Raw genomic sequence first — 20,462 nt, 5'->3', positions numbered from 1 at the left:
AGGTGTTGACGACACCACCGTAAGGGTGAGGGAGAATCTTCCTCATGGACGACGTGGACCGGAAAATCCTTGCCGAGCTCCAGAAGGACGGGCGCCTCACCGTCACGGAACTTGCCGAGCGCGTACGCCTCAGCCTGTCGCCGTGCCACCGGCGGCTGCGCGCCCTGGAGCGGTCCGGCGCGATCAGCGGCTATCGCGCGCACCTCGACGCCCACACCCTCGGGCTCACCTTCGACGCCCTCGTCTTCATCACGATGCACGACGCGTCCCGGGACACCGTCGCCGCCTTCGAGCAGGCCGTCGCCGCCATCCCCAACGTCCTCCAGGCGCAGCGGCTCTTCGGCGACCCCGACTACCTGCTGCGCGTCGTCACCCGCGACCTGCCCGCCTTTCAGGAGCTGTACGACGACCGCCTCGCCACGCTCCCCGGCGTGCAGCGGCTGAGCTCCACCCTGGTCATGAAGGACGTCGTCGTGGACCGCCCGCTGCCGCTGTGAGCCGGGGCGGCTGGTGCCGGGACTGCTGGCGCCGGGGCGGCTGGTGCACGCAGGTGCGCACCTTCGTGGAGGCGATCACGGTGTCGAGCCGGTCGCGGGCCTCGGCCAGCTCGCCCATCTGACGTTCGATGCGGTCGCGCTCGGCGAGCAGCAGTTCCAGCATCGCCGGGGTCGCCTCACCGGTGTCGACGCACGGCATCAGCTGCACGATGGTCCGGCTCGACAGCCCCGCCGCGTACAGCTGCTGGATCAGATGGACGCGGTCGACCGCGCTCTCGGGGTAGTGCCGCTGGCCGCTGGCGCTGCGCTCCGGGTGGAGCAGGCGCTGCTCCTCGTAGTAGCGCAGCGCCCGTACGCTCACTCCTGCCCGCGCGGCGAGTTCACCGATGCGCACTCAGGTCTCCTCCCTGCGACATTTGCCCCTGACGTCAACGTCAGGTTTTAGCTTAGCTCCGCGAAACACCATCCTGCTTCGAGGAGCCTTCACGTGCCTGCCAGCAGCGCTGCCGCCGACCGCGCGGCTCAGATCCTGTCCCGCCCGTTCACCCTGGGCGGGCTCACCGTGCCGAACCGGATCGCCATGGCGCCCATGACGCGCCAGTTCTCGCCGGGCGGCGTCCCCGGCGCCGATGTGGCGCAGTACTACGCGCGCCGGGCGGCCGGTGGGGTCGGGCTGGTCATCACCGAGGGGACGTACGTCGGCCACGACGCGGCGGGGGACAGCGACCGGGTGCCGCGCTTCCACGGGGAGGACGCGCTGGCGGGCTGGAAGAACGTGGTGGCGGAGGTGCACCAGGCCGGGGGCCGGATCATGCCGCAGCTCTGGCACGTCGGGGTGACGCGCGCCGAGGGCTCGGGGCCGGTCCCCGACGCCCCGACGGTCGGCCCGTCGGGCATCGGCCTTGACGGCAACCCCGCGGGCCGGGCCATGACCCAGGACGACCTGGACGCGGTGATCGCCGCCTTCGCCGACGCCGCGGCGGCCGCCGAGCGGACCGGCTTCGACGGGATCGAACTGCACGGCGCCCATGGCTATCTGATCGACGCGTTCCTGTGGGAGCGCACCAACCAGCGCACCGACGGCTACGGCGGCGACCCGGTCGCCCGTACCCGCTTCGCCGCCGAGATCGTGGCCGCGTGCCGCAAGGCCGTCTCCGCGGACTTCCCGATCGTCTTCCGCACCTCGCAGTGGAAGTCGACCAACTACGACGCGAAGCTCGCCACGACCCCGCAGGAGCTGGAGGCGATCCTCACCCCGCTCGCGGAGGCCGGGGTGGACGCCTTCCACTCCTCCACCCGCCGGTACTGGCTGCCGGAGTTCGAGGGCTCGGATCTGAACCTGGCGGGCTGGACGAAGAAGCTCACCGGCAAGGCCACCATCAGCGTCGGCTCCGTCGGCCTGGACAAGGAGTTCGATCCCTCGGCGTTCCAGAGCGGGACCCGGGTCGGGGTGGCGGCCAACATCGAGAAGCTGCTGGACCGGCTGGAGCGGGACGAGTTCGACCTCATCGCGATCGGCCGCGCCCTGATCGCCGACCCGGAGTGGGTCCGGAAGGTGCTCAGCGGGGACACGGAGGCGCTCGTCCCGTTCGCCGCCGACCAGCTCCAGACCCTCCACTAAGGGGACATACGGAGCACTCGCCGGGCCTCTACCGCTGATCGCCGCGAACTCATGGCACCCGCCCAGCGCCCCCAGCTACCGCTGGGGGCGCGTTCTCGGAGCGGTCCGGATCCGCCCCGTACGAGGGCGATCCTGTACCTCACGCCCTGAGCTACCAGGGCGTCTATGACGGCTTGCTTCGGCCTGGCTCACAGACTCCGGACCACCCGCGCCCTGCCTTGCGTACGGAATCCGAGAGCGTGGCGGTAGATCTCGGGCATGCGGTAGCGCCCATCGGTGTCCCTCGCCAGAGCGCCCCACTGCTTCAGGGCTTCGCTGTCCTCGGCCGTCAGCCCCACATCCGCTGCGTCGAAGGGCATCCTGACGGAGTCCGAGAAGGTCATCATGTGCTGCAGGAGTTTCCCGAGGCGGGGGTTCTCCTGATTGATCTCTTGCACCTTCGCTTGGCTGCACGAGCCCAAGGCGTGGCGCATGGCCGCCGGAATCAGCACTCTGTCCGGCCAACGCTCGTCTCCCACGGAGGCGGCGGCCGCCTCACAGAGGAAACGGACGACATCCCGCGCCTGGATCTGCTCGTTGAAGTCCGCGAGGGCCGCGGGGACCCACCGCTCGGTCCATGCCTCGCGCGAGTTGTCGGTCCCGAGCTTCGCGCCCCAGAGGGGCAGCAGGGCTTGGACGATCTCCTCGTAGGCCATGTCGGCGATCAGCGGCTCCGGCTTCGCCACCGCGTCGGCGTTCGTCGCGACCCATAGTGCGAGCCGGAGCGCGTCCTCCGTGTCCCAGCGCAGCTCGTAGGGAGCGTAGCGGTCCATGAACTGCCCGAGGTTCTGTCTGATCGCCGCACGCACAAGGTCCTGACGCACGAAGATCACAAGGCCGAGCAAGCGATTGCGAAGCCGACGAAGCCAGGCCGGAACCTCGATCAGAAGCGTCCGCAGCGCGATGCGCTTTCGTTCCCCCTCCACTGACTCCAGCCAGTCCTCCAAGCCGTCGATGACAAAGAGACAAGCCCCCGACGCGTCCAGGGTCCGCTTGATGAGGAAGTCCTCAGCGCGTTCCTCCCTCCTGGCACCCGCCGACCAAGCCAGACATTCAAGCCAGCGCAACCGCCAGAACTCCGGGTCATCAGCCCGTTCGTCCCGCAGGCCGGTGTTGAGGTGGCTCCGGATTTCGTCGGCTGTGACGCCTGGCCCAGTTGCCGCACGGTCTCTGAGCTTCTGCGGCGACGCCCCTCCCGCCTGCGGCTCCGCGATATTGGCCGGATCCAGGACCGGGATGACCATCGCGGCCCGTTCGACGTTCTGTCCGTTCTCCCGGGCGAAGTCCTCCCATGTCCCCTGAGCACACATCCTGGCGAAGGTGAACGTCTTGCCCGCGCCCTTCGCGCCCACCACGACTGCCACCGGCAGGTCGGTGCTGTGATCTGCGATCAGTCGGCGTACCGGCTCGGTGGTAAGGAACCCGAGACCGGAGTCCATGCCCCTCCTCTCGGCGAAGACGAGACGACGAGCAGTGCTCTCCAGTGCACGCCGACGGCTGTCCAGCGTGGCCGGTTCCTCCGGCCGCGTCGAGACCGGCGGTGCCAGGCTCGCGCCGAATTCGACGAGTAGGCCGGGCAGAGCGCAGCGCCGAACGACTTCCACCACCGCGTCCCAACTTTGCGGAAGTGCCAGCAGTTCCTCGCGGAACCGGCTCAGCACCGGCTCCGTCAGGACTTGCTCATCGACCGCCAAGTCGTCCGGTGCGTACTCGTCAGCAGTCGTCCCCGCAAGGGCGATCGTGGACGACAGTGCCGCCGACAGCCCCCTACGTGCCTCTTCGGCATGACCGTCGTGGACGTCAGGCCGGTACTGCGTCACGATCGCTCCGGGAGTGGGATCCACCCCCGCCACCGCTGGGGACTGAGCCCCCAACTGCCGGATCATGGTTTCGGTTCCTTGGAGCGACTGACTGCTGATCGTGGTGACGAAAACCCGCATCACCCGGGGATCCAGCAGGATCGGCGCCGCCAGTTCCGAAGCCCCGGCCCGGAGATCCAGCACGACGGTGTCGGCCTGGGCCGCGACGGCCAGAGCCGCCAGGGACTCGCTGAGGAAGTACGGCGAGCGGTCCTCGGTCAGCAGGTCGGCGGGGCTGATACGGGGTGGCCCGAGCCGCGTACGCCTGCTGGCCGGCAAGACGGTCACCCGCCCCGCTCCTGGATAGCGAGAGACCCGCTGGTTGGGCAGGTAAGCGGCGGCGATTTCGACAGCCTGAGTGGGGTCGCCCCGCTGAGAGGAGTGGAGAAGTGCGACGACGTCCTCGTACGCGATGTCACAGCGCCCCCCTTGCGCCTGGTACATCCAGGTGATGCCGGGCGCTTCCAGGTCCGCATCGACGAGGAGGACATGCTGACCTTGGGAAGCGAGGAGATCGGCCAATGCCACGGCATGCAACGTGCGCCCCACCCCACCCTTGAACGAGTGGAATGCAATGAGCTGCTTACCCTCGGCGAACTGGGCGGATTCCGGACGAGGCAAGGCATCGCCCAAAGCTGAGGTGACACGGCGTTCGCTGAGCTTGGGGCGGCGTGGAGCCGCCCCAAGGTCAGGTGATTCGACCAGACGCACCGGAAGCGCCTCGGAAGCGTGAGCCGTCGGGCGGTCCAGGGCGAGTTCCAGGCCCACCTCGTGCTCGGCAGTCGAACCGAGGCCGAACTGACTGTCCAGCCACTCGCGAACGTCCGTGGCCTCAGTCCCTGGGCGAACCGTCAACTCCAGCCCGTCCCACCAGGCATCCACCTCCAGCAGCCATTGCGGCCACTGGCCCTCGACGGCAGCTTCCGCAAGTTGTGAATCGATGTCGACCCAGGTGAAGAGCTTGCCAGCCATAACGTTCAAGATCCCTTCCTGGCGTCTTTCACCAGTGTCTTCAACGCTTCCACAGCCGCTTTCTGATCATCCGCTCGCAGTTCGGCACCATAGCGCCACGCCTCATGCAATTCATGACTCTCGATCCAAGCGCCGCCCTTGTGCCGATGGCACCTCAACGGGTCCGGCCCGGGTCCCGGATCCTGGAGGTTGAGCGCCTTGGCCAAGCGCCGCAGATGGTGCGTCCGCAGATCACTGGGTAAGGCGGATGTGTCTTCACGGCGCAGAATCCAGTGCAGCACCTCAGCCTTCAACCGGCACTCAGCAGCGTAGAAGAACAGTAATCCGCTGACCGCGTTGTCCCCCGCCTTCTCGGCGGCTTCTCCCTGCTTGACGAGGCGCTCACAACTTCGCCGCAACTCGCCAACCCCCACGTCTACCATCACACCAGGTTACTCGCTGCCACCACAGCCTTCCGGGAGGTGTCGGCGTCGTCCGGTGACGGCACTGGCACTTCCGGGGCCCGTAACCGGTTCAGCCCAATCACGATGGCCCGCTTCCTCCCTCGCTGCGACGATTGACCCGATTGGCGCCACCTTGACGGCGTCGCGGATCAGGCAGGGAGAGCGGGTCATGTCGAAGCGGCTGCACGTGGGCAATCTGAGCTACCAGACCACGAAGGACGACCTGGAGAAGCTGTTCGCGCAGTTCGGGGCGGTGATGGACGCGACCGTCATCACCGACCGGGACACCGGGCGCTCCCGGGGGTTCGGGTTCGTGGAGATGGCGGACATGGACGCCGAGAAGGCCATGGCCCAGCTGGATGGACAGGAGATGAACGGGCGGTGCGTCACCGTCACCGAGGCACGGGCGGTTTCGCGCGGCGGGCGGTGAACGCGGGTGAAAGCGGTGAGGGGACGGTGACCGGACGGCACGGCGCGGACCGCCGCATGAGCGTGCCGTTCGCCACGTATCGCCGCTAGGACTTGCGGGTGGACCAGTATGGCGTGGTGGTATTGGATGATGCGATCCCCCACACGCATATCTTCACCTCGTCCCCACAATTCGCACCGCGGCTCGCACCCCGACGACTCGCGCGGCGCCGCGCAGCACGACGCGGATGACGCCGCCGCGCAGCACGACGCGTCGCCCGACGCGGACCGCGACGCGCCCAGCGCCCCGTACAACAACCCGTACGAGGAACTCGCCGAGTTGGCCGATCCGTACGACCCGGACGACCCGCTCGGCCTCGGGCTGAAGCCGGACGACGACGACACCTCCGACCTCGGGAGCGCCGGCGGCAAGGACGGCGTGAACGGGGAGGACGGCGAGCCGTGGTCGCCGCCCGACCACGGCCGCTCCCGGCGCGGGCGGCGGCGCGGGCGCGGGCGCTTCAAGGCGGTGCCGCTCACCGCGAAGCTGGTCATCGGCGTGCTGGTGCTCGCGGTGATCGCGGTGCTGGCCGATCGGGTCGCCGTGATGTACGTGGAGCGCAAGGCGGAGACCGCGCTCCAGAAGAAGCTCAAGCTGGCCACCGCCCCCAACGTGACCATCCACGGCTTCCCGTTCCTCACCCAGGTGGTGGACAAGAAGCTGAAGCAGGTCGACGTGGCGGTGCCCGACGTGGCGGCCGACCGCGTCTCGCTCGCCGAGGTGAACGTCCAGGCCCAGGACATCCGGCTGAACGCCGACCTGCCCACCTCCATCAAGGGCGCCGTGGTGGACCGCATGAAGGGCGACGTCCTGCTGGCCTTCGAGGACCTCGACCGGGAACTGGGCGCCTCCCAGGTGCGGTTCCGGGCCTTCGGCCCCAACTCGGTGCGCGCGGACGGCAAGCTGCCGGTGGCCGGGCAGAACGTGTCGCTGCACGCGATGGCCCACATACAGCGCCAGGGAGACCGGGGGATCTCCACCGAGGTGACGGGCATGCGGCTGGAGATACCCGGGATCGCCACCTACCGGCCGGGCAAGAACGCCGGGCTGCGGCTGCACCCCAAGGCGGCCAAGCAGATCAGCGACGACACCGCGAAGGCGCGGGCACTGCTGGAGGTGCCGTCGGTGGCGGAGCGACTGGGGATCGCTCCCGAACCGGCCGGGCGGGCGCGTCAGGACGACCAGCAGCTGGACAAGATCACCGGGTCTCCGTCGTTCGTGCCCGCGCTGACGAAGGTCAACCTCGTCGACGTGACGAACGAGCACCCCGAGCTGATCAAGAAGCTCGGCATCGACCCGACGGTGGCGGCCGCGCTGACCAAGTACAAGCTGCCGGAGCTGTCGGAGAAGCTGTCGCTCTCCTTCCAGCTGCCGGAGAAGGCCAAGGACATCAAGATCCAGAACATCGGTGTGGAGCCGGACGGGATCGTGGCCGACCTCACCGGTACGCAGATGGGCTTCGGAAAGCGGCCGTAATCCTCCATATGCTGCGGAGATGAGGATTCACGACCTCAACCTCGCCCCGGACGCCGACCGCATCCTGGTCCTCGACCACGGCCGCCTGGTGGAGACCGGCACCCACCACGAACTGCTCGCCCTCGGCGGCGCCTACGCCCGCCTCCACGGCTCCCAGAACGGCTCCCTGACGGACACCGGCGCCCACCCCACGGTCCAGCTCGGCCCGTCCTGAGAGATTGTCGGTCGTTCGGCCGTCTGTGCTTCCCGCCGCGCTTCCCTACGGTCAACAGGGCTGGTCACCCCAGCTCGAACACAGGGGGAAGCACGTTCATGAGCACCATACGGATCAACCTGCTCGGCGCGTTCGAGGCGGTGGCGGACGACGGACGGCCGCTCGTGCCGACGGGCAAGCAGCGCACGCTGCTGGCCGCGCTCGCCGTGCGCTGCGGGCGTCCGGTCTCCACCGACGTCCTCATCGACACGCTGTGGGACGGGGACCCGCCGCCGTCCGCGCGCACCACGCTGCGCGGCACCGTGCGGCGGCTGCGCCGCGCCCTGGGGCAGCCGCGGGCCGATGCGGCGTGCGCGGTGCGGTCGACGCCGAACGGCTATCAGCTCGACCTCGACGCCGACGCCGTCGATCTGCACCTCTTCCGGCGGCTGCGGGCCGAGGCCGCGGACGCCCGGGGCACCGGGCGGGAGCCGGAACTGCTCCGGCGGGCCCTCGGGCTGTGGCGCGGCGAGGCGCTGTGCGACGTCGCGTCGGACGCCCTGCGCGGCGACCTGACCGCCGCCGTCGAGGAGGAACGCATCCAGACGACACAGCGGCTGATGGAGCTGGAGACGCACGCCGGGCAGTACGAGCGGGTCATCACCGCGGCACGGCGGCTGATCGCCGAACACCCCTTGCAGGAGCGCTTCCGGGAGCAGCTGGTGCGGGCGCTGGAGGGGGCGGGACGCAGGCCGGAGGCGCTCAACGAGTACGAGCGGGCCCGGGTGCTGCTCGCCGACGAACTGGGCGTCAGCCCGGGGGCCGGGCTCCAGCGGCTGTACCGGCGGCTGCTGACCGACGCCGAGCCGGACGCGGAACCGGAGCCGGGTGCGGGGTGCGCCCCGGTGGCCGAAGCCGATGCCGTACCGGGGCCGGAGGGCGGTGCGGCGCGCCCGGCCGGTGCGGTCCCGCGTCAGGTTCCGCTCGGCATCCCCGGCTTCACCGGCCGCGCGTCCGCCCTGGCCACGCTCGACTCCCTCCTCCGCGCCGGGGCCGACACCGCGCCGCCCGTCGTCATCGAGGGGGCCGCGGGAATGGGGAAGAGCGCGCTGGCCGTGCACTGGGCGCACCGCGCCGCGGACCACTTCCCGGACGGCCAGCTCTACCTGGACCTGCGTGGTTACGAGGCGCGGCCCGCCGTGGAGCCGTACGACGCGCTGGCGTCGCTGCTGCGCGGCATCGGTGTGCCCGACGCCGGTATCCCGGACGACACCGCCGACCGGGCGGCGCTCTTCCGCAGCCGTACCGCGGATGCGCGGCTGCTGGTGCTGCTGGACAACGCGCGCGACGCCGAGCAGGTCACCGAGCTGCTGCCCGCGCAGAGCTGTCTGGTGGTGGTCACCAGCAGGCGGCGGCTGGGCGGTCTGGTGGTGCGCTGGGGCGCGCGGCGCGTCGGCCTGGGCCCGCTGGACGACGCGGAGGTCGCCGAGCTGCTGGGGGACGCCGTGGCGGACCCGGACCGGACCGTCATGGCCGAACTCGCCCGGCTCACCGACGGGCTGCCGCTCGCGGTCCGGCTGCTGGCCGAGTACGCGCGGCGATGTCCGGGCACCCCGGCCGCCGAACTCGCCGCCCTGCTGCGCGACGACCGCCTCCGGCTGGATCTGCTGGACTCCGGCGACGGCCGGGATCCCGGTCTGCGCGAGGCGTGGCGCGGCTCCGTACTGCACCTGGAGCCGGGGGCGCGGGCGCTGTTCGAGCTGCTCGGCACCCATCCGATGCCGGACATGACGGTCGATGAGGCCGCCTCGTACACGGGTGCGGAATGGCGGCGGGCGTACCGGGACCTGGAAAGCCTCGCCGCGCTCCATCTCGTGGAGCCGCTGGACCGATTCCGCTATCGCCTGCCCGCACTGACCTGTCTTTTCGCCAGGGAATGGGCGGCGGCCCGCCGGAACGGGCCCCGTACCACGCCCGTACCACTGACGTACCACCGTCGGCTGGCAGCGTAAGGGATGAGCCGGGAAAGCGGTGGCCTCCGATTCCCCGGTCGATTCTGCATACGACGGCAATAGAGAGAGGGATTGTTCTCATGAACGACGAGACGATCACGTACGAGGCACCGGCCATTGTCGACGCCGGGGACTTCACCGAGGTCACCCTCGGCGGTGGCGGCGGTGGCGCCGACTGGGAGGGCCTTTGCTGGATCTTCTGCTGACCGGCGCACGCTGAACCCCTTTTCCACACAGCGAGGAAAGCGAGAAGGAAATGAACACCATGCACCAGGAGACGGCCGTCTACGAGCCCGCCGTCATCGAGGAGATCGGCGACTTCGCCGAGGTCACGCTCGGCGGCGAGGGCCACGGCTGGGACGCCGTGCAGGAATGCGCGATGTTCTGCTGAACCCTTCCGGCTGAACCTTCCCGGAATGTGCGGCCGGGCCGGTACGGCGTGAACGCGATACGCCGGACCGGCCCGGTCCCCTCCCACCAGCCCCCAGCAGCGAAAGCCGAGGACGAAGGACGACATGGAATTCGTGATTCTTCCGGATTCCCCCGCGGGGAGCCGTATCGCGGACCGGATCACGGCCGCGGCGGCCGGGGAGACGGACGCCCCGCTCACGGTGCTTCCGCATGCGTCCGGGCGCCCGTGGGTGGTCGGCCGGTGGCGCGCGGACGAGATCGTCCACGCCGCCGCCGGGACCCGGCGCGTCGCCCTGCTCGGCCCCAGCGGGGCGACGCCCACCACGCTCACCACGGCGCTCGCGGACGCCCGCCGCCCGGCCGACTTCGACCGGCTGGCCCGTACGACCGCGGGGAACTTCCATCTGGTCGCGGCCGTCGACGGCGTCGTCAGGGCGCAGGGCAGCGCCGGGGCCTCGTGCCAGATCTACACGGCCGCCGTGGAGGGCGTCACCGTCGCGGCCGACCGGCCCGACACCCTCGCCGCCCTGACCGGTGCCGGGGTGGCGGAACAGCGGCTCGCGGACCTGCTGTTGCACGCGGCGCCGCCCGGGCCGCTGGAGGAGGGCAGTCTGTGGGAGGGCGTGGAGCGCCTGCCCGCCGACCACTACCTGACGCTCGCGCCGGACGGCGGCTGCGGCACCGCGCGCTGGTGGACCGTGCCGGAACCCGAAGTGCCGCTGGCCGAGGGCGCGGAGGCGATCCGTGAGGCCCTGCGCGACGCGGTGGAGGCCCGTATGTCGGCGTCCTGGGACGACGGGGGACGTCTCAGCGCCGACCTCTCGGGCGGTATGGACTCCACCAGTGTGTGCTTCCTTGCCGCGTCGCTCACGCCCGACCTGCTGACCTACCGCTTCGAGGCCGCCGACGCGGCCAACGACGACGAGGTGTGGGCGGCGCGGGCGGCCCGGGCCATGGCGGGCGCGGAGCACCGGATCATCCCCCGGGACGAGATGCCCCTCAACTTCGCCGGGCTGCTCGAACCGGACCCCGATCTGGAGGGCCCGTTCCCCTGGATCAGGACCCGCACCCGCCTCGCCGACCAGGCGCGCCACCTCGCCACGGGCGGCTCCCGGGGGCACTTGAGCGGCCACAACGGGGACGAGCTGTTCTACGCGGCGCCCGCCTACGACCACACGCTGGTGCGCTCCCATCCGCTGCGCGCCGCCCACATCGTCCGCGTCGGCCGCGCCCACCGCCGATGGAAGCTGGCGCCGCTGCTGCGCGCGCTGGCCGACAACCAGTCGTACGGGTCCTGGATCGCGGCCCAGGCGCAGCGCCTCGACACGCCCCCGCCGCCGCCCTCCGAACCATCCGTCAGCTGGGGCTTCGAGGTGCGGATGCCGCCCTGGGCGACCGGTGACGCGGTCGCCGAGACGGCCCGGCGGCTGCGCGGCTGCGCCGACGCCGCGCCGCTGCATCCGCTGCGCGCCCAGCACATGGCGCTCCAGGCCGCCCGGCGCGGCGGGAACGCGCTGCGCCGGGCGAGCCGCCTCTGCGCCCGGTACGGGGTGCCCTGGCACAGCCCCTACGCCGACGACCGGGTGCTGGAGGCGGCGCTGTCGATCCGCTTCGCCGACCGCGCCGCCCCGAACACGTACAAGAACGCGCTGGCCACGGCGATGCGCGGGGTCGTGCCCGACGCCATCCTGGACCGGCCGACCAAGGGCGAGTTCAGCGCCGACGTGTACGCGGGGCTGCGCCACCACCGGGCCGAGCTGCTCGCGCTCTGCGAGGACTCGCACCTGGCCCGGCTCGGGCTCATCGACCCGGCGCGGCTGCGCGAAGCGCTCCTGGCCCCGCACCCGAAGTCGATGACGATGCTGCCCCTGCTCAACACCCTGGGCACCGAGTCCTGGCTGCGCTCGGTGGCCGCGCTCGGCAAGCCCGCGGCCACTGCCACCGCCACCGCCGCCCCGCGCCCGCAGCCCGTTGGAGGTTCCCGATGACCATCGCGCTCGCCCCTCATGTCACCGCGTCCGAGACCGAGGACGGCCTGGTCCTGCTGGACGAGGAGCAGGGCCGCTACTGGCAGCTCAACCGCACGGCGTCGCTGGTGCTGCGGCTGCTCCTGGAGGGCAACGGGGTCCCCGAGGTGGTGGACACCCTCCGCGCCCGCACCCCCGAGGGGTCCGAGCGGGCCGCGGAGGACGTGGAGAAGCTGCTCGCCTCGCTGCGCCGGTCGAAGCTGGTGACCGCATGAGCATGCCGGTCACGCTGGAGAACCGGACCCGGGTCCCGTGGCACCACCGCGCGGCGGCGCGGCTCGCCGTCGGTGCCGCCCGGCTGCTCGTACGGCTGCGCCCACGGCGGCTGCGCCGGGTGCTGGAGTCGGCGCGGCGCGGCGCCCGCCCCGCGGACGCGGCCACCGCCGGCGCCGCCCGCGCCGCCGTCGTCGCCGTCAGCAGGCGGTGCGCCGCCCAGCAGTGTCTTCAGCGCTCCGTCGCCACGGCGCTGCTGTGCCGGATGTGGGGGGTGTGGCCCGACTGGTGCACCGGGGTCCGGACCCAGCCGTTCCGGGCGCACGCCTGGGTGGAGGCCGACGGGCAGGCCGTCGGCGAGCGCGAGGACGTGACGCTCTACCGCACGATGATGGAGGTGCGCGCCCATGACCGCCGCTGAACCGGTCCGCGAATCGGTCCGCGAATCGCTCCGCTTCGGCACGCTGATATCGGCCAACCGCCACGAGGGGCAGAGCGACGCCGATGTGCTCGCGCGTTCGGTGGCCGTGGCCCGTAAGACGGAGGAACTCGGTCTTGACGACGTGTGGGTGACCGAGCACCACTTCCTGCCGTCGGTGGTGGCGCCCTCGGCGATGTCGTTCGCCTCGTTCCTGCTCGGCACCACCAGCCGGGTGCGGGTCGGCACGGCCGTCGCCCTGCTCCCGCTGCACTCCCCCGTGCACATCGCCGAACAGGCCGCGTTCATGGACCACGTGGGACAGGGGCGGTTCGTCCTCGGCGTGGGGCGCGGGCTGCCGGTCGTCGAGTACGAGGTGATCGGCGGCGGCCCGGCGCACTGGCAGGACGGCCTCGGCGAGGCGCTCGACCTCACGCTCCGGGCGTGGACCGGGAAGGTGTCGGCCGACTCCGCGCTCCACCGCTTCCGGCCCGTGACGGTCTCGCCCACCCCGCGCACCCCCGAGGGCCCACCGGTGTACGTCGCGGCCAGCTCCCCCGACTCGGTCGCCCTCGCCGCCGAGCGCGGCATCCCGATGCTGCTGTACTTCGACAAGGACGCGGCCGCGAAGGCCGACATGATCGCCCGTCACACCGCCCTCGCCGGTGAACGCGGCCACCGCGATCCGGCGGCCGGTGACCACGCGTTCGCCGTCTACGCCCAGGTCACCGACACCGAGGAGCAGGCCCACGCCCTCATGCGGGACCGGGCCAAGCGCTCGCTCCGGGCCAACCAGGACTCGCAGATCATCATCGGCGGCGCGGACGGGCCCCGGCAGGCCACGCCCGAGGAGGACGAGGAGACCGTCGAACGGATGGCGCGGAAGATGCTCGCGGAGCATCCGGTGGGGACCGTCGACACCTGCGTCGAACGGCTCGTCCACGCCATCACGACGTGCGGGGCGCGGCGGGTGCTGTGCCAGGTGGAGGTGTCCGGCGAGCGGCACGGCTCGCTGCGGAACCTCGAACGCCTCGCCACCGAGGTGTTCCCCGAGGTCCGCCGCCGCGTCGGCCCGCCGCCGATCGGCCCTGCCGGGCCTACCGGGCCCGTCGGCCCGCCGCCGCTGGCGGCCTGACCGCCGCCGTCCCCTCCGGGGAGCCGTCCGACCCGCCCAGGGCGCCAAGGGAGTACCCCATGCCATCGAGCAACGGCATCGTGCGCGACGCGCTGCGCGCGAGCGGCGGGCACGCGCCCGGTCTGCTCGCCGTGGCGGTGCTGGACCCGGCCACCCGGCTGCTGCTCCCGGCCGCCCTGGCGAGCGCGCTGGACGCGGCGATCGGGAAGGCACCGCAGGGCCGGGCCGTCATCCTCGTCGTCGCGCTGCTCGCCCTCACCACCGCCACCGAGGCCGCCCGGGAAATCCTGGAGAAGCGCTCGGCGGCCCGGGCCACCCTGGCGCTGCGCCGCCGGGTGCTGCACCAGGTGCTGGCCCTCGGCCGGGCCGGGCAGGACGCGTTCGGCACGGGCGACGTCCTCAGCCGGCTGCTGGGGGCGAGCGCCGGGACCGCGCCCGCCGCCCAGTACCTCGTCGGGCTCGCCGCGTCGCTCCTCACCTCACTCGGCGGGCTGGTCGCGCTGTTCCTCATCGACGTCAGGCTCGGGCTGTTCTTCCTGCTCGGGGCGCCGCTGATGGGGTGGCTCGGCCGCTGGCTGATGAGCAGGGTCGGCTCCGCCACCCACACGTACCAGGAGATCCACGGGGAGCTGGCGGAGCGGTTCGTGGACGCGCTGCGCGGCGCCCGGACGATCCGGGCGGCCGGGACGGCGGAGCAGGAGACCGCTCGGGTACTCGCGCCGCTGCCCCGGCTGCGCGCCGCCGGGCTCGACTTCTGGCAGACCCAGCGGAAGGCGACCTGGCAGGCCGGGCTGGTGACGCCGCTGGTCCAGATCGGCGTCCTCGCCGTCGCCGGGCTCGGGGTGCTGCACGGCCGGATAACCCCGGGCGAACTCCTCGCCTCCCAGGCGTATCTCGGCTACGCGCTCGGGCTGCTCAAGCAGACCGCGATGCTCGCCCAGCTCGCCCGGTGCCGCGGCTCGGCCGCCCGGATCGGCGAACTCCTCGACGTCCCCGCGCCGCCCGAGGGGACCCGCCCGCTGCCCGACGGGCCCGGGCGGCTCACGCTGCGCGGCGTCCGCGTGGCGCGGTCCGGGACCCCGCTGCTGCAGGGCGTCGACCTCGACGTGCCCGCCGGGCACAGCGTCGCCGTCATCGGCGCGTCCGGCGCGGGCAAGTCCACGCTCACCGAGGTCGCGGGCGGGCTGCTCGCGCCCGACTCCGGTGACGTCCTCCTCGACGGGGTGCCGCTGCGCGACATCCGCCCCGACGAGCGGCGCCGCGCGGTCGGCTACGCCTTCGAACGCCCCACGCTGCTCGGCGACACCCTCGGCGACGCGCTCGCCTACGCCGACGATCCCCCGCCCCCGCACCGGGTCGCCTCCGCCCTGCGGGCGGGCTCCGCCGACGCCTTCGTCACCCGGCTGCCGGACGGACTGGCCACCCCGCTGCACCGGCTCCGGCTCTCCGGCGGCGAACTCCAGCGCCTCGGCCTGGCCCGGGTCGCCGCCCGGCAGGCCCGGCTCGTGGTGCTCGACGACGCCACCTCCAGCGTCGACACCGCGACGGAGTCCGAGATCACCGCCGCGCTCGACCGGGTGCTGTCCGGGACGACCCGGCTGATCGTCGCCCACCGCATGTCCACCGCCGCCGGGGCCGATCTGGTCGCCTGGCTCGACCGGGGCACACTGCGCGCGCTCGCGCCCCACCAGGCGCTGCTGAAGGACCCGGCGTACCGCGCCGTCTTCCAGCCGCCCGACCCGCGCCCCGCCCCGGAGGCCCCCGCCCCCGACGAGACCCTCCGGCTGCGGCTCCCGGGCGCCGAACACCCCACCATGCGGCTGCGGTTGGGGTGGTGAGCGGCATGCCCCCCACCGGAGCCCACCGCAAGCCCTCCCGCACCGGGCGTCATCCGCTGCGCCCGGTCCTCGCCGCGCACCGCCGCGACCTGGGCCTGCTCATCGGCTGGTCACTGCTCGGCACCGCGCCCGCGCTGCTGTCGGGGCGGCTCGTCGCGACCGCCCTCGACCACGGGTTCCTCGCCGACGACGCCCGCACGGGTCTCGCCACGCTCGCCGTCTACGGGCTGGTCATGGTGGCGGGCGCGTACGGCACCCGGCAGGCCGTGCCCCGTATGGCCACCGTCGTGGAGGCGATGCGCGACCACCTGGTGACCGTCACCGTGCGCGGCGGTCTGCACGGTGCGGTGGCGGCCGGTCGGCCGCCGCGGACCAGCGCCGTGTCCCGGATCACGGACCAGACCGAGCGCGCCCGGCAACTGCTCTCCAACCTGCTGATGACCGCCTGCACCTCCGGGTTCACCTTCCTCGCCGCCGTCGCCGGGCTGACCGCGCTCGCCCCCGCCGTCGGGCTGCTGCTCCTCCCGGTGCTGTGCGTGACGGGCCTGGCGCTGCTGCGGCTCTCGCGCACCTGGCGGCGCCGCTACGACGCCTCCCTCGACAGCGAGGAGACCGTCGCCGAGGAGTCCGGCCGCGTCATCGGCGCCCTGCGCGACGTCCTGGCCTGCGGCGCCGTGGGCCGGGCGACCGCCGACCTGGAGGACCGGCTACGGGCGAACGCGCGCGCCGCCGAGGCCGTCGCCACCGTCGGCGGCGTCCGCACCGGACTCATCGGCCTCGCCGCCCGCACCCCGCTGGTGCTGCTGCTCCTGCTGGGGCCCCGGCTGGTGGCGGGCGGCGCGCTGACCCCGGGTGAGCTGCTGGGCGCGGCCACCTATCTGGTCACCAGCCTCGAACCGGCGCTGCGCGCCCTGGTCCACTCCGTCGGCAACATGGGCCTCGAACTGGCCACCGTGCTCGCGCGGCTCACCCGCCACACCGCCCCCGCCCCGCCCGACCCGGGCGGCCCGCACACCACGGACCGCTTCGACCTCGCCCTGGAGGAGGTGACGTTCCGCTACGGGCCGCACTCCGCGCCCGTCCTCGACCGCGCCACCGTGACCGTCCCGTACGGGCAGCACCTCACCCTCGTCGGGGCCAGCGGCATCGGCAAGTCCACGCTGGTGGGCGTCCTCGCGGGGCTGGAGCACCCGGAGCGCGGCACGGTCCGGCTCGGCGGCACCGACCTGCCCACCCTGCGCACCGACTGGCTGCGCTCGGCCATCGCACTCGTCCCCCAGGAGGCGTACGTCTTCGCGGGAACGCTCCGGGAGAACCTGACCTACCTCCACCCCGGCGTCGAACAGCGCAGGCTGGACCACGCGGTGAGCGTGCTCGGCCTCACCGCTCTGGTGCGCGAGCACGGGGGCTACGACGGCACACCCCTGCGCCCGACCGCCCTCTCCGCAGGGCAGCGGCAGCTCATCACGCTGGCCCGGGTATACCTCTCCCCCGCGCGCGTCGTCATCCTCGACGAGGCCACCTGCCATCTCGACCCGGTCGCGGAGGAGCGGGTCGAACGCGCCTTCCGCGGCCGGGAGGGCACCCTCATCGTGATCGCCCACCGCATCAGCTCGGCGCTGCGGGCCGACCGCGTCCTCGTCCTCGACACTGCGGGCCTGCACGGCGGCACCCATGCGTCGCTGGTGCGGGACTGCGCGACGTACGCGAACCTGGTGGGCCACTGGCGCGGCGACGACCGCGGGTCACCGGGGCTCACGGACCCGGGCCTCACGGACCCGGGCCTCACAGATCCTCGACGGCCACCAGCCCGTCCTGGATGGCCCGCGCCACCAGACCTGCTTTCGTCCGCGCCGGGCGCCCCGCGTTCGCGTACTTGATCCGCACCCGGTCCAGATAGGTGTTGACCGTGCGCACCTTGATGTTCAGCCGCTGCGCCACCAGTTCCTTGGACTCCGACTGGAACCACTCGATCAGCACGTCCTCCTCGCGCTGGGACAGTCTGGGTCTGTCGCTGCGCGCGTTCGTCCCCAGCGCGCCCGCAAGCGCGGGCGGGGTGTACGGATGCTGCCGGGCGGCGGCGAGGGTTGCGGCCACCAGGTGGCGGCTGCCCTCGGTCTTCGTCAGATAGGTCGCTGCGCCCAGGTCCAGGCAGGTCAGCGCCGTCTGCTCCTCGTCGCGCATCGTGTACACGACCACCTGGCGCCCGGCGTCCACGAGCCGCCGCAACTCCCCGAAGGCGGGCCCGGCGTCGCTCAGCTGAAGGTCGAACACCACGACGTCGGCGCCGTCGCCCGGCGGTGTCCACGCGGTGGCGGCGGTCTCCCCCGCCGCGATCACCTTGATCGGCTGGTCCGAGGACGCGTACCACGCCTCGACGCCCGCGAGGATCGCCGGATGATCGTCTATCAGCGCCACGCTGACGGTCTCGGTCGGCATCGTCACCCCATGTTCGCTCGGCTCCCCCTGTCCCCAGGAGACTGCACTACCCGGCGGCCGGGGCCGGTTCCCACACCGCCTCCACCCACACCTTCTCTCCCTCCGCGGTACGCGACACCGCCACCGGCGCCGCCTCCTTCACGGCCACGCCGTCCGGCTCCGCCGTCCTGTCGCCCACGACGCTGACCCGTACCCGCGATCCGGTGCGCACCACCGTCACCCGCGCCTCGGCCGGACCGGCCGCCAGCACCGCCGCCACCGGATCCGCCAGCTTCCGGCGGATGTCCTGCGGCACGTCCCGGCGCGCGCCGCGCACCGCCAGACCCACCGTCACGCCCGCCCGCTCCGCCACGTCGATGCAGGCGCGCAGCTCGTGCACCAGCCGGTCCGGCACCTCGTCCGCCTCCGCGAACAGCCGCCGCATCCGGGCCGCCTCCAGCGCGCACCGGTGTCTGACCTGCCCGTCCCGCGGATCCAGCGAACCGTGCGCCAGCCCCGCCAGCAGCGGCACGGTGGTGCGCAGCAGCGTCGCGTAGCGCTTCTCGTGGTCGAGGTGCATCTGCTCGGCGATCGCCTCGCGCGTCCGCAGCTCCTCCTCCCGGGCCGCCGCAGAACCCGCCGTCTCCGCCGACCGGCGCAACAGCCGGGCCAGCACCCCCACCGTGAACTGGAAGCCGCAGATCGACACCGCGAACATCCCCATCGTCGCCAGCCGGGCCACGTCCGGCATGCCGGTGAGGGCCACCGGGATCGCGGTCAGCACGACCTGCGCCCCCAGGAACACCCCGATCGCGTTCACCGACAGCCCGAACAGCAGATACAGCCCGTGCCAGCCGACCAGCCCGAACGCCCAGTCCCCCTCGCGCAACCGCTGGTCGGCCCCGACCGTGGCGGCACACAGCGCCGAAGCCCCCAGCACCAGCCCGACCCCGCACCACCGCGGCCACCCCGAGACGTCCCGCCCCGAGGCCAGCAGCCCGGCGGTGACCACCGAGACCGCGCCCAGCACCGCGTACGCGACGACCGGCGCCGAGGGCGGGTGGTAGCTGCCCAGATGGGCGAGGAGCTGCGGCAGGCACAGCCCGATCTGCACGGTCGACGCGACGAGCAGCAGCGCCCACCGCACCCCCCGCACCAGCCGCCCGTGGATCTCCCGGAACGTGGTACGCCCCTCCGGGCCGGGCTCGGGCGGGGCGTCCGCCGCCGGATCCGCCCGCGGCGGGCCGGGCTCGGCAGGGTCCGTCGCCGTCGGGACGGTGGGCCATTCCCAGCGGACGCGGGTGCCCTCGCCCGGGCGGGAGTCGACCTCGCCGCGGCCGCCGATCGCCTCCATCCGGCCCACCACCGAGCCGGATATCCCCCGCCGCTGCACCGAGACGGCCGCGGGGATGAAACCGCGGCCCCGGTCGGCGAGTTCGACGGTGACCGTGCCCGCGGCGTCGCGACCCGCGCGCAGTTCGGCCTCGTCCACCTCCGCGTGGCGCGCCACGTTGTCCAGGGCCGCGCCGACGCCGTGCAGGATGGCCAGCGCCGCGCCCGCGGGCATCATGAGCGGGCCGTCGACGCGGGCCGACACCCGGACCGCCCGCGCCGCGTCCGGTTCCGCGGCGCCCTTGGCCACCTCGCCCAGCAGTTCCGCGAGGTCGACGCGGCCCGCCTCGTGGCCGGGCACGGCGGACAGCGCCTCCAGGTCGCGGTGGGCCCGGCGCGGGAGCCAGGACCAGTCGCGGGAGTCCCCGAGGGACACCATCAGCAGCGTGGCGCTCGCCGTGTCGTGCAGCGTGGCGAGGTAGGCGCGCCCGGCGGCGCGGCGGGCGGCGGCGACCGACGCCTCCCGGCGTCCCGCCGCCTCGCGCTCGGTCGCCCGGTCGGCGGCCCTGGCCTTGGCCCGGACGATCAGATACGAGACGCGGGCGAGCGCGTACTCGGCCGTCTGCCGGGCCGCCACCCAGAAGGGCGACGGCCCCGGGGCGGGCGCGGCCAGGCCGTATCCCACGCCGTACGTGGCGAGGGTCAGCGCGGCCAGGCCGAGGCCGATGGCGGGCCGGGTCGCCCACTCGTACTGGAAGGTGATGACGGCGATCCCCAGGATGACCATCACCCAGATGTTCACGCCCTGCGGCCCCATGAGGGGCTGTCCGAGCCCCGGTACCGCCACCGCCGTCGCGTCGAGCCCCATCCGTACCCCGGCCGGGAGCCGCCGCAGGCCCCGCCACCGCACGGCGCAGGCGGCGACGGTGACGACCACCAGCAGCACCGTCACCGGTACCCGCCCGGGCGGGACCGTGAAGATCCCGAACACCCCGCACAGGGAGATCACCGTGGCCCGGACCTCGACGCCGTACCGCTCGGCGGCGAGGTTCACCTCCCGCTCACCGGCCCCCGTTTCCACAGCCGAAG

At 72.9% G+C, this 20,462-nt stretch carries 18 protein-coding genes and 1 pseudogene; 14 read left to right on the top strand and 5 right to left on the bottom strand.

Annotated elements, in window-relative coordinates; translation table 11 throughout:
• Positions 1 to 44: 44 nt before the first annotated feature.
• Positions 45 to 497, top strand: a complete 453-nt coding sequence (locus tag LCH29_RS21045) for an Lrp/AsnC family transcriptional regulator (RefSeq protein ID WP_063736770.1) — start codon at positions 45 to 47, stop codon at positions 495 to 497.
• On the opposite strand, the gene LCH29_RS21040 is transcribed toward LCH29_RS21045, so the two are convergent.
• Complete coding sequence (locus LCH29_RS21040; protein ID WP_446463285.1) at positions 457 to 891, bottom strand: MerR family transcriptional regulator; 435 nt, start codon at positions 889 to 891, stop codon at positions 457 to 459. The two genes, LCH29_RS21045 and LCH29_RS21040, sit on opposite strands and share 41 nt — an antisense overlap.
• 93 nt (positions 892 to 984) lie before the next feature.
• Between LCH29_RS21040 and LCH29_RS21035 the strand changes: the two genes are divergently transcribed.
• Entirely contained in the window at positions 985 to 2,118 is a 1,134-nt protein-coding gene (locus tag LCH29_RS21035) for an NADH:flavin oxidoreductase (RefSeq protein WP_446463284.1), read from the top strand.
• A 188-nt stretch (positions 2,119 to 2,306) separates the two neighbouring features.
• Here LCH29_RS21035 and LCH29_RS21030 read toward each other — a convergent pair whose 3' ends face one another.
• Positions 2,307 to 4,988 carry a KGGVGR-motif variant AAA ATPase gene (locus LCH29_RS21030; RefSeq protein ID WP_446463283.1) on the bottom strand — a complete coding sequence of 894 codons (2,682 nt, stop codon included), beginning with the start codon at positions 4,986 to 4,988 and terminating at the stop codon, positions 2,307 to 2,309.
• A gap of 5 nt (positions 4,989 to 4,993) precedes the next feature.
• Positions 4,994 to 5,410 (bottom strand): hypothetical protein, encoded by a 417-nt coding sequence (locus LCH29_RS21025; RefSeq protein ID WP_446463282.1) that lies wholly within the window; start codon positions 5,408 to 5,410, stop codon positions 4,994 to 4,996.
• A 190-nt stretch (positions 5,411 to 5,600) separates the two neighbouring features.
• Between LCH29_RS21025 and LCH29_RS21020 the strand changes: the two genes are divergently transcribed.
• The 12 genes and pseudogenes from LCH29_RS21020 (at position 5,601) to LCH29_RS20965 (ending at position 17,503) form a co-directional block, all read left to right on the top strand.
• Positions 5,601 to 5,861, top strand: a complete 261-nt coding sequence (locus tag LCH29_RS21020; RefSeq protein ID WP_179935782.1) for an RNA recognition motif domain-containing protein — start codon at positions 5,601 to 5,603, stop codon at positions 5,859 to 5,861.
• Positions 5,862 to 5,987: 126 nt separating this feature from the next.
• On the top strand, positions 5,988 to 7,376 hold the full coding sequence (locus LCH29_RS21015; RefSeq protein WP_446463281.1) for an LmeA family phospholipid-binding protein: 1,389 nt from the start codon (positions 5,988 to 5,990) through the stop codon (positions 7,374 to 7,376).
• A 19-nt stretch (positions 7,377 to 7,395) separates the two neighbouring features.
• A pseudogene (locus LCH29_RS21010) lies at positions 7,396 to 7,590 on the top strand (hypothetical protein); the annotation flags it as partial.
• 98 nt (positions 7,591 to 7,688) lie between these two features.
• Positions 7,689 to 9,581 (top strand): BTAD domain-containing putative transcriptional regulator, encoded by a 1,893-nt coding sequence (locus LCH29_RS21005; protein WP_446463280.1) that lies wholly within the window; start codon positions 7,689 to 7,691, stop codon positions 9,579 to 9,581.
• An 80-nt stretch (positions 9,582 to 9,661) separates the two neighbouring features.
• Positions 9,662 to 9,787 carry a lasso RiPP family leader peptide-containing protein gene (locus tag LCH29_RS21000; RefSeq protein ID WP_179935780.1) on the top strand — a complete coding sequence of 42 codons (126 nt, stop codon included), beginning with the start codon at positions 9,662 to 9,664 and terminating at the stop codon, positions 9,785 to 9,787.
• A gap of 50 nt (positions 9,788 to 9,837) precedes the next feature.
• Entirely contained in the window at positions 9,838 to 9,972 is a 135-nt protein-coding gene (locus LCH29_RS20995) for a lasso RiPP family leader peptide-containing protein (protein WP_446463279.1), read from the top strand.
• A 124-nt stretch (positions 9,973 to 10,096) separates the two neighbouring features.
• Complete coding sequence (locus LCH29_RS20990; RefSeq protein ID WP_446463278.1) at positions 10,097 to 11,980, top strand: asparagine synthase-related protein; 1,884 nt, start codon at positions 10,097 to 10,099, stop codon at positions 11,978 to 11,980.
• On the top strand, positions 11,977 to 12,234 hold the full coding sequence (locus LCH29_RS20985) for a lasso peptide biosynthesis PqqD family chaperone (RefSeq protein WP_446463277.1): 258 nt from the start codon (positions 11,977 to 11,979) through the stop codon (positions 12,232 to 12,234). Before LCH29_RS20990 ends, LCH29_RS20985 begins: the two co-directional genes overlap by 4 nt.
• Positions 12,231 to 12,653, top strand: a complete 423-nt coding sequence (locus LCH29_RS20980; protein WP_446463276.1) for a lasso peptide biosynthesis B2 protein — start codon at positions 12,231 to 12,233, stop codon at positions 12,651 to 12,653. The genes LCH29_RS20985 and LCH29_RS20980 overlap by 4 nt, the downstream gene beginning before the upstream one ends.
• Positions 12,640 to 13,785 carry an LLM class flavin-dependent oxidoreductase gene (locus tag LCH29_RS20975; RefSeq protein ID WP_446463275.1) on the top strand — a complete coding sequence of 382 codons (1,146 nt, stop codon included), beginning with the start codon at positions 12,640 to 12,642 and terminating at the stop codon, positions 13,783 to 13,785. Before LCH29_RS20980 ends, LCH29_RS20975 begins: the two co-directional genes overlap by 14 nt.
• Positions 13,786 to 13,844: 59 nt before the next feature.
• The gene (locus LCH29_RS20970) at positions 13,845 to 15,623 is read left to right on the top strand and encodes an ABC transporter ATP-binding protein (protein WP_446463274.1); all 1,779 of its coding nucleotides are present in this window, start codon (positions 13,845 to 13,847) and stop codon (positions 15,621 to 15,623) included.
• 5 nt (positions 15,624 to 15,628) lie between these two features.
• Entirely contained in the window at positions 15,629 to 17,503 is a 1,875-nt protein-coding gene (locus tag LCH29_RS20965; RefSeq protein WP_446463273.1) for an ABC transporter ATP-binding protein, read from the top strand.
• Here the strand turns inward: LCH29_RS20965 and LCH29_RS20960 are convergent.
• Both LCH29_RS20960 and LCH29_RS20955 read right to left on the bottom strand, forming a co-directional pair.
• Entirely contained in the window at positions 17,409 to 18,062 is a 654-nt protein-coding gene (locus LCH29_RS20960; protein WP_446463272.1) for a DNA-binding response regulator, read from the bottom strand. The two genes, LCH29_RS20965 and LCH29_RS20960, sit on opposite strands and share 95 nt — an antisense overlap.
• 46 nt (positions 18,063 to 18,108) lie before the next feature.
• Positions 18,109 to 20,454 (bottom strand): sensor histidine kinase, encoded by a 2,346-nt coding sequence (locus LCH29_RS20955; protein WP_446463271.1) that lies wholly within the window; start codon positions 20,452 to 20,454, stop codon positions 18,109 to 18,111.
• Positions 20,455 to 20,462: the final 8 nt, after the last annotated feature.

The sequence above is a fragment of the Streptomyces sp. BRA346 genome (assembly GCF_052851135.1).
This window is presented reverse-complemented; position numbering and strand designations above follow the sequence as displayed.

Coding starts and splice junctions, on each gene's coding strand:
- LCH29_RS21045 (WP_063736770.1), top strand. CDS start 45: ATGGACGACGTGGACCGGAAAATCCTTGCCGAGCTCCAGAAGGACGGG.
- LCH29_RS21030 (WP_446463283.1), bottom strand. CDS start 4,988: ATGGCTGGCAAGCTCTTCACCTGGGTCGACATCGATTCACAACTTGCG.
- LCH29_RS21025 (WP_446463282.1), bottom strand. CDS start 5,410: ATGGTAGACGTGGGGGTTGGCGAGTTGCGGCGAAGTTGTGAGCGCCTC.
- LCH29_RS21020 (WP_179935782.1), top strand. CDS start 5,601: ATGTCGAAGCGGCTGCACGTGGGCAATCTGAGCTACCAGACCACGAAG.
- LCH29_RS21015 (WP_446463281.1), top strand. CDS start 5,988: ATGATGCGATCCCCCACACGCATATCTTCACCTCGTCCCCACAATTCG.
- LCH29_RS21005 (WP_446463280.1), top strand. CDS start 7,689: ATGAGCACCATACGGATCAACCTGCTCGGCGCGTTCGAGGCGGTGGCG.
- LCH29_RS21000 (WP_179935780.1), top strand. CDS start 9,662: ATGAACGACGAGACGATCACGTACGAGGCACCGGCCATTGTCGACGCC.
- LCH29_RS20995 (WP_446463279.1), top strand. CDS start 9,838: ATGAACACCATGCACCAGGAGACGGCCGTCTACGAGCCCGCCGTCATC.
- LCH29_RS20990 (WP_446463278.1), top strand. CDS start 10,097: ATGGAATTCGTGATTCTTCCGGATTCCCCCGCGGGGAGCCGTATCGCG.
- LCH29_RS20985 (WP_446463277.1), top strand. CDS start 11,977: ATGACCATCGCGCTCGCCCCTCATGTCACCGCGTCCGAGACCGAGGAC.
- LCH29_RS20980 (WP_446463276.1), top strand. CDS start 12,231: ATGAGCATGCCGGTCACGCTGGAGAACCGGACCCGGGTCCCGTGGCAC.
- LCH29_RS20975 (WP_446463275.1), top strand. CDS start 12,640: ATGACCGCCGCTGAACCGGTCCGCGAATCGGTCCGCGAATCGCTCCGC.
- LCH29_RS20970 (WP_446463274.1), top strand. CDS start 13,845: ATGCCATCGAGCAACGGCATCGTGCGCGACGCGCTGCGCGCGAGCGGC.
- LCH29_RS20965 (WP_446463273.1), top strand. CDS start 15,629: ATGCCCCCCACCGGAGCCCACCGCAAGCCCTCCCGCACCGGGCGTCAT.
- LCH29_RS20960 (WP_446463272.1), bottom strand. CDS start 18,062: ATGCCGACCGAGACCGTCAGCGTGGCGCTGATAGACGATCATCCGGCG.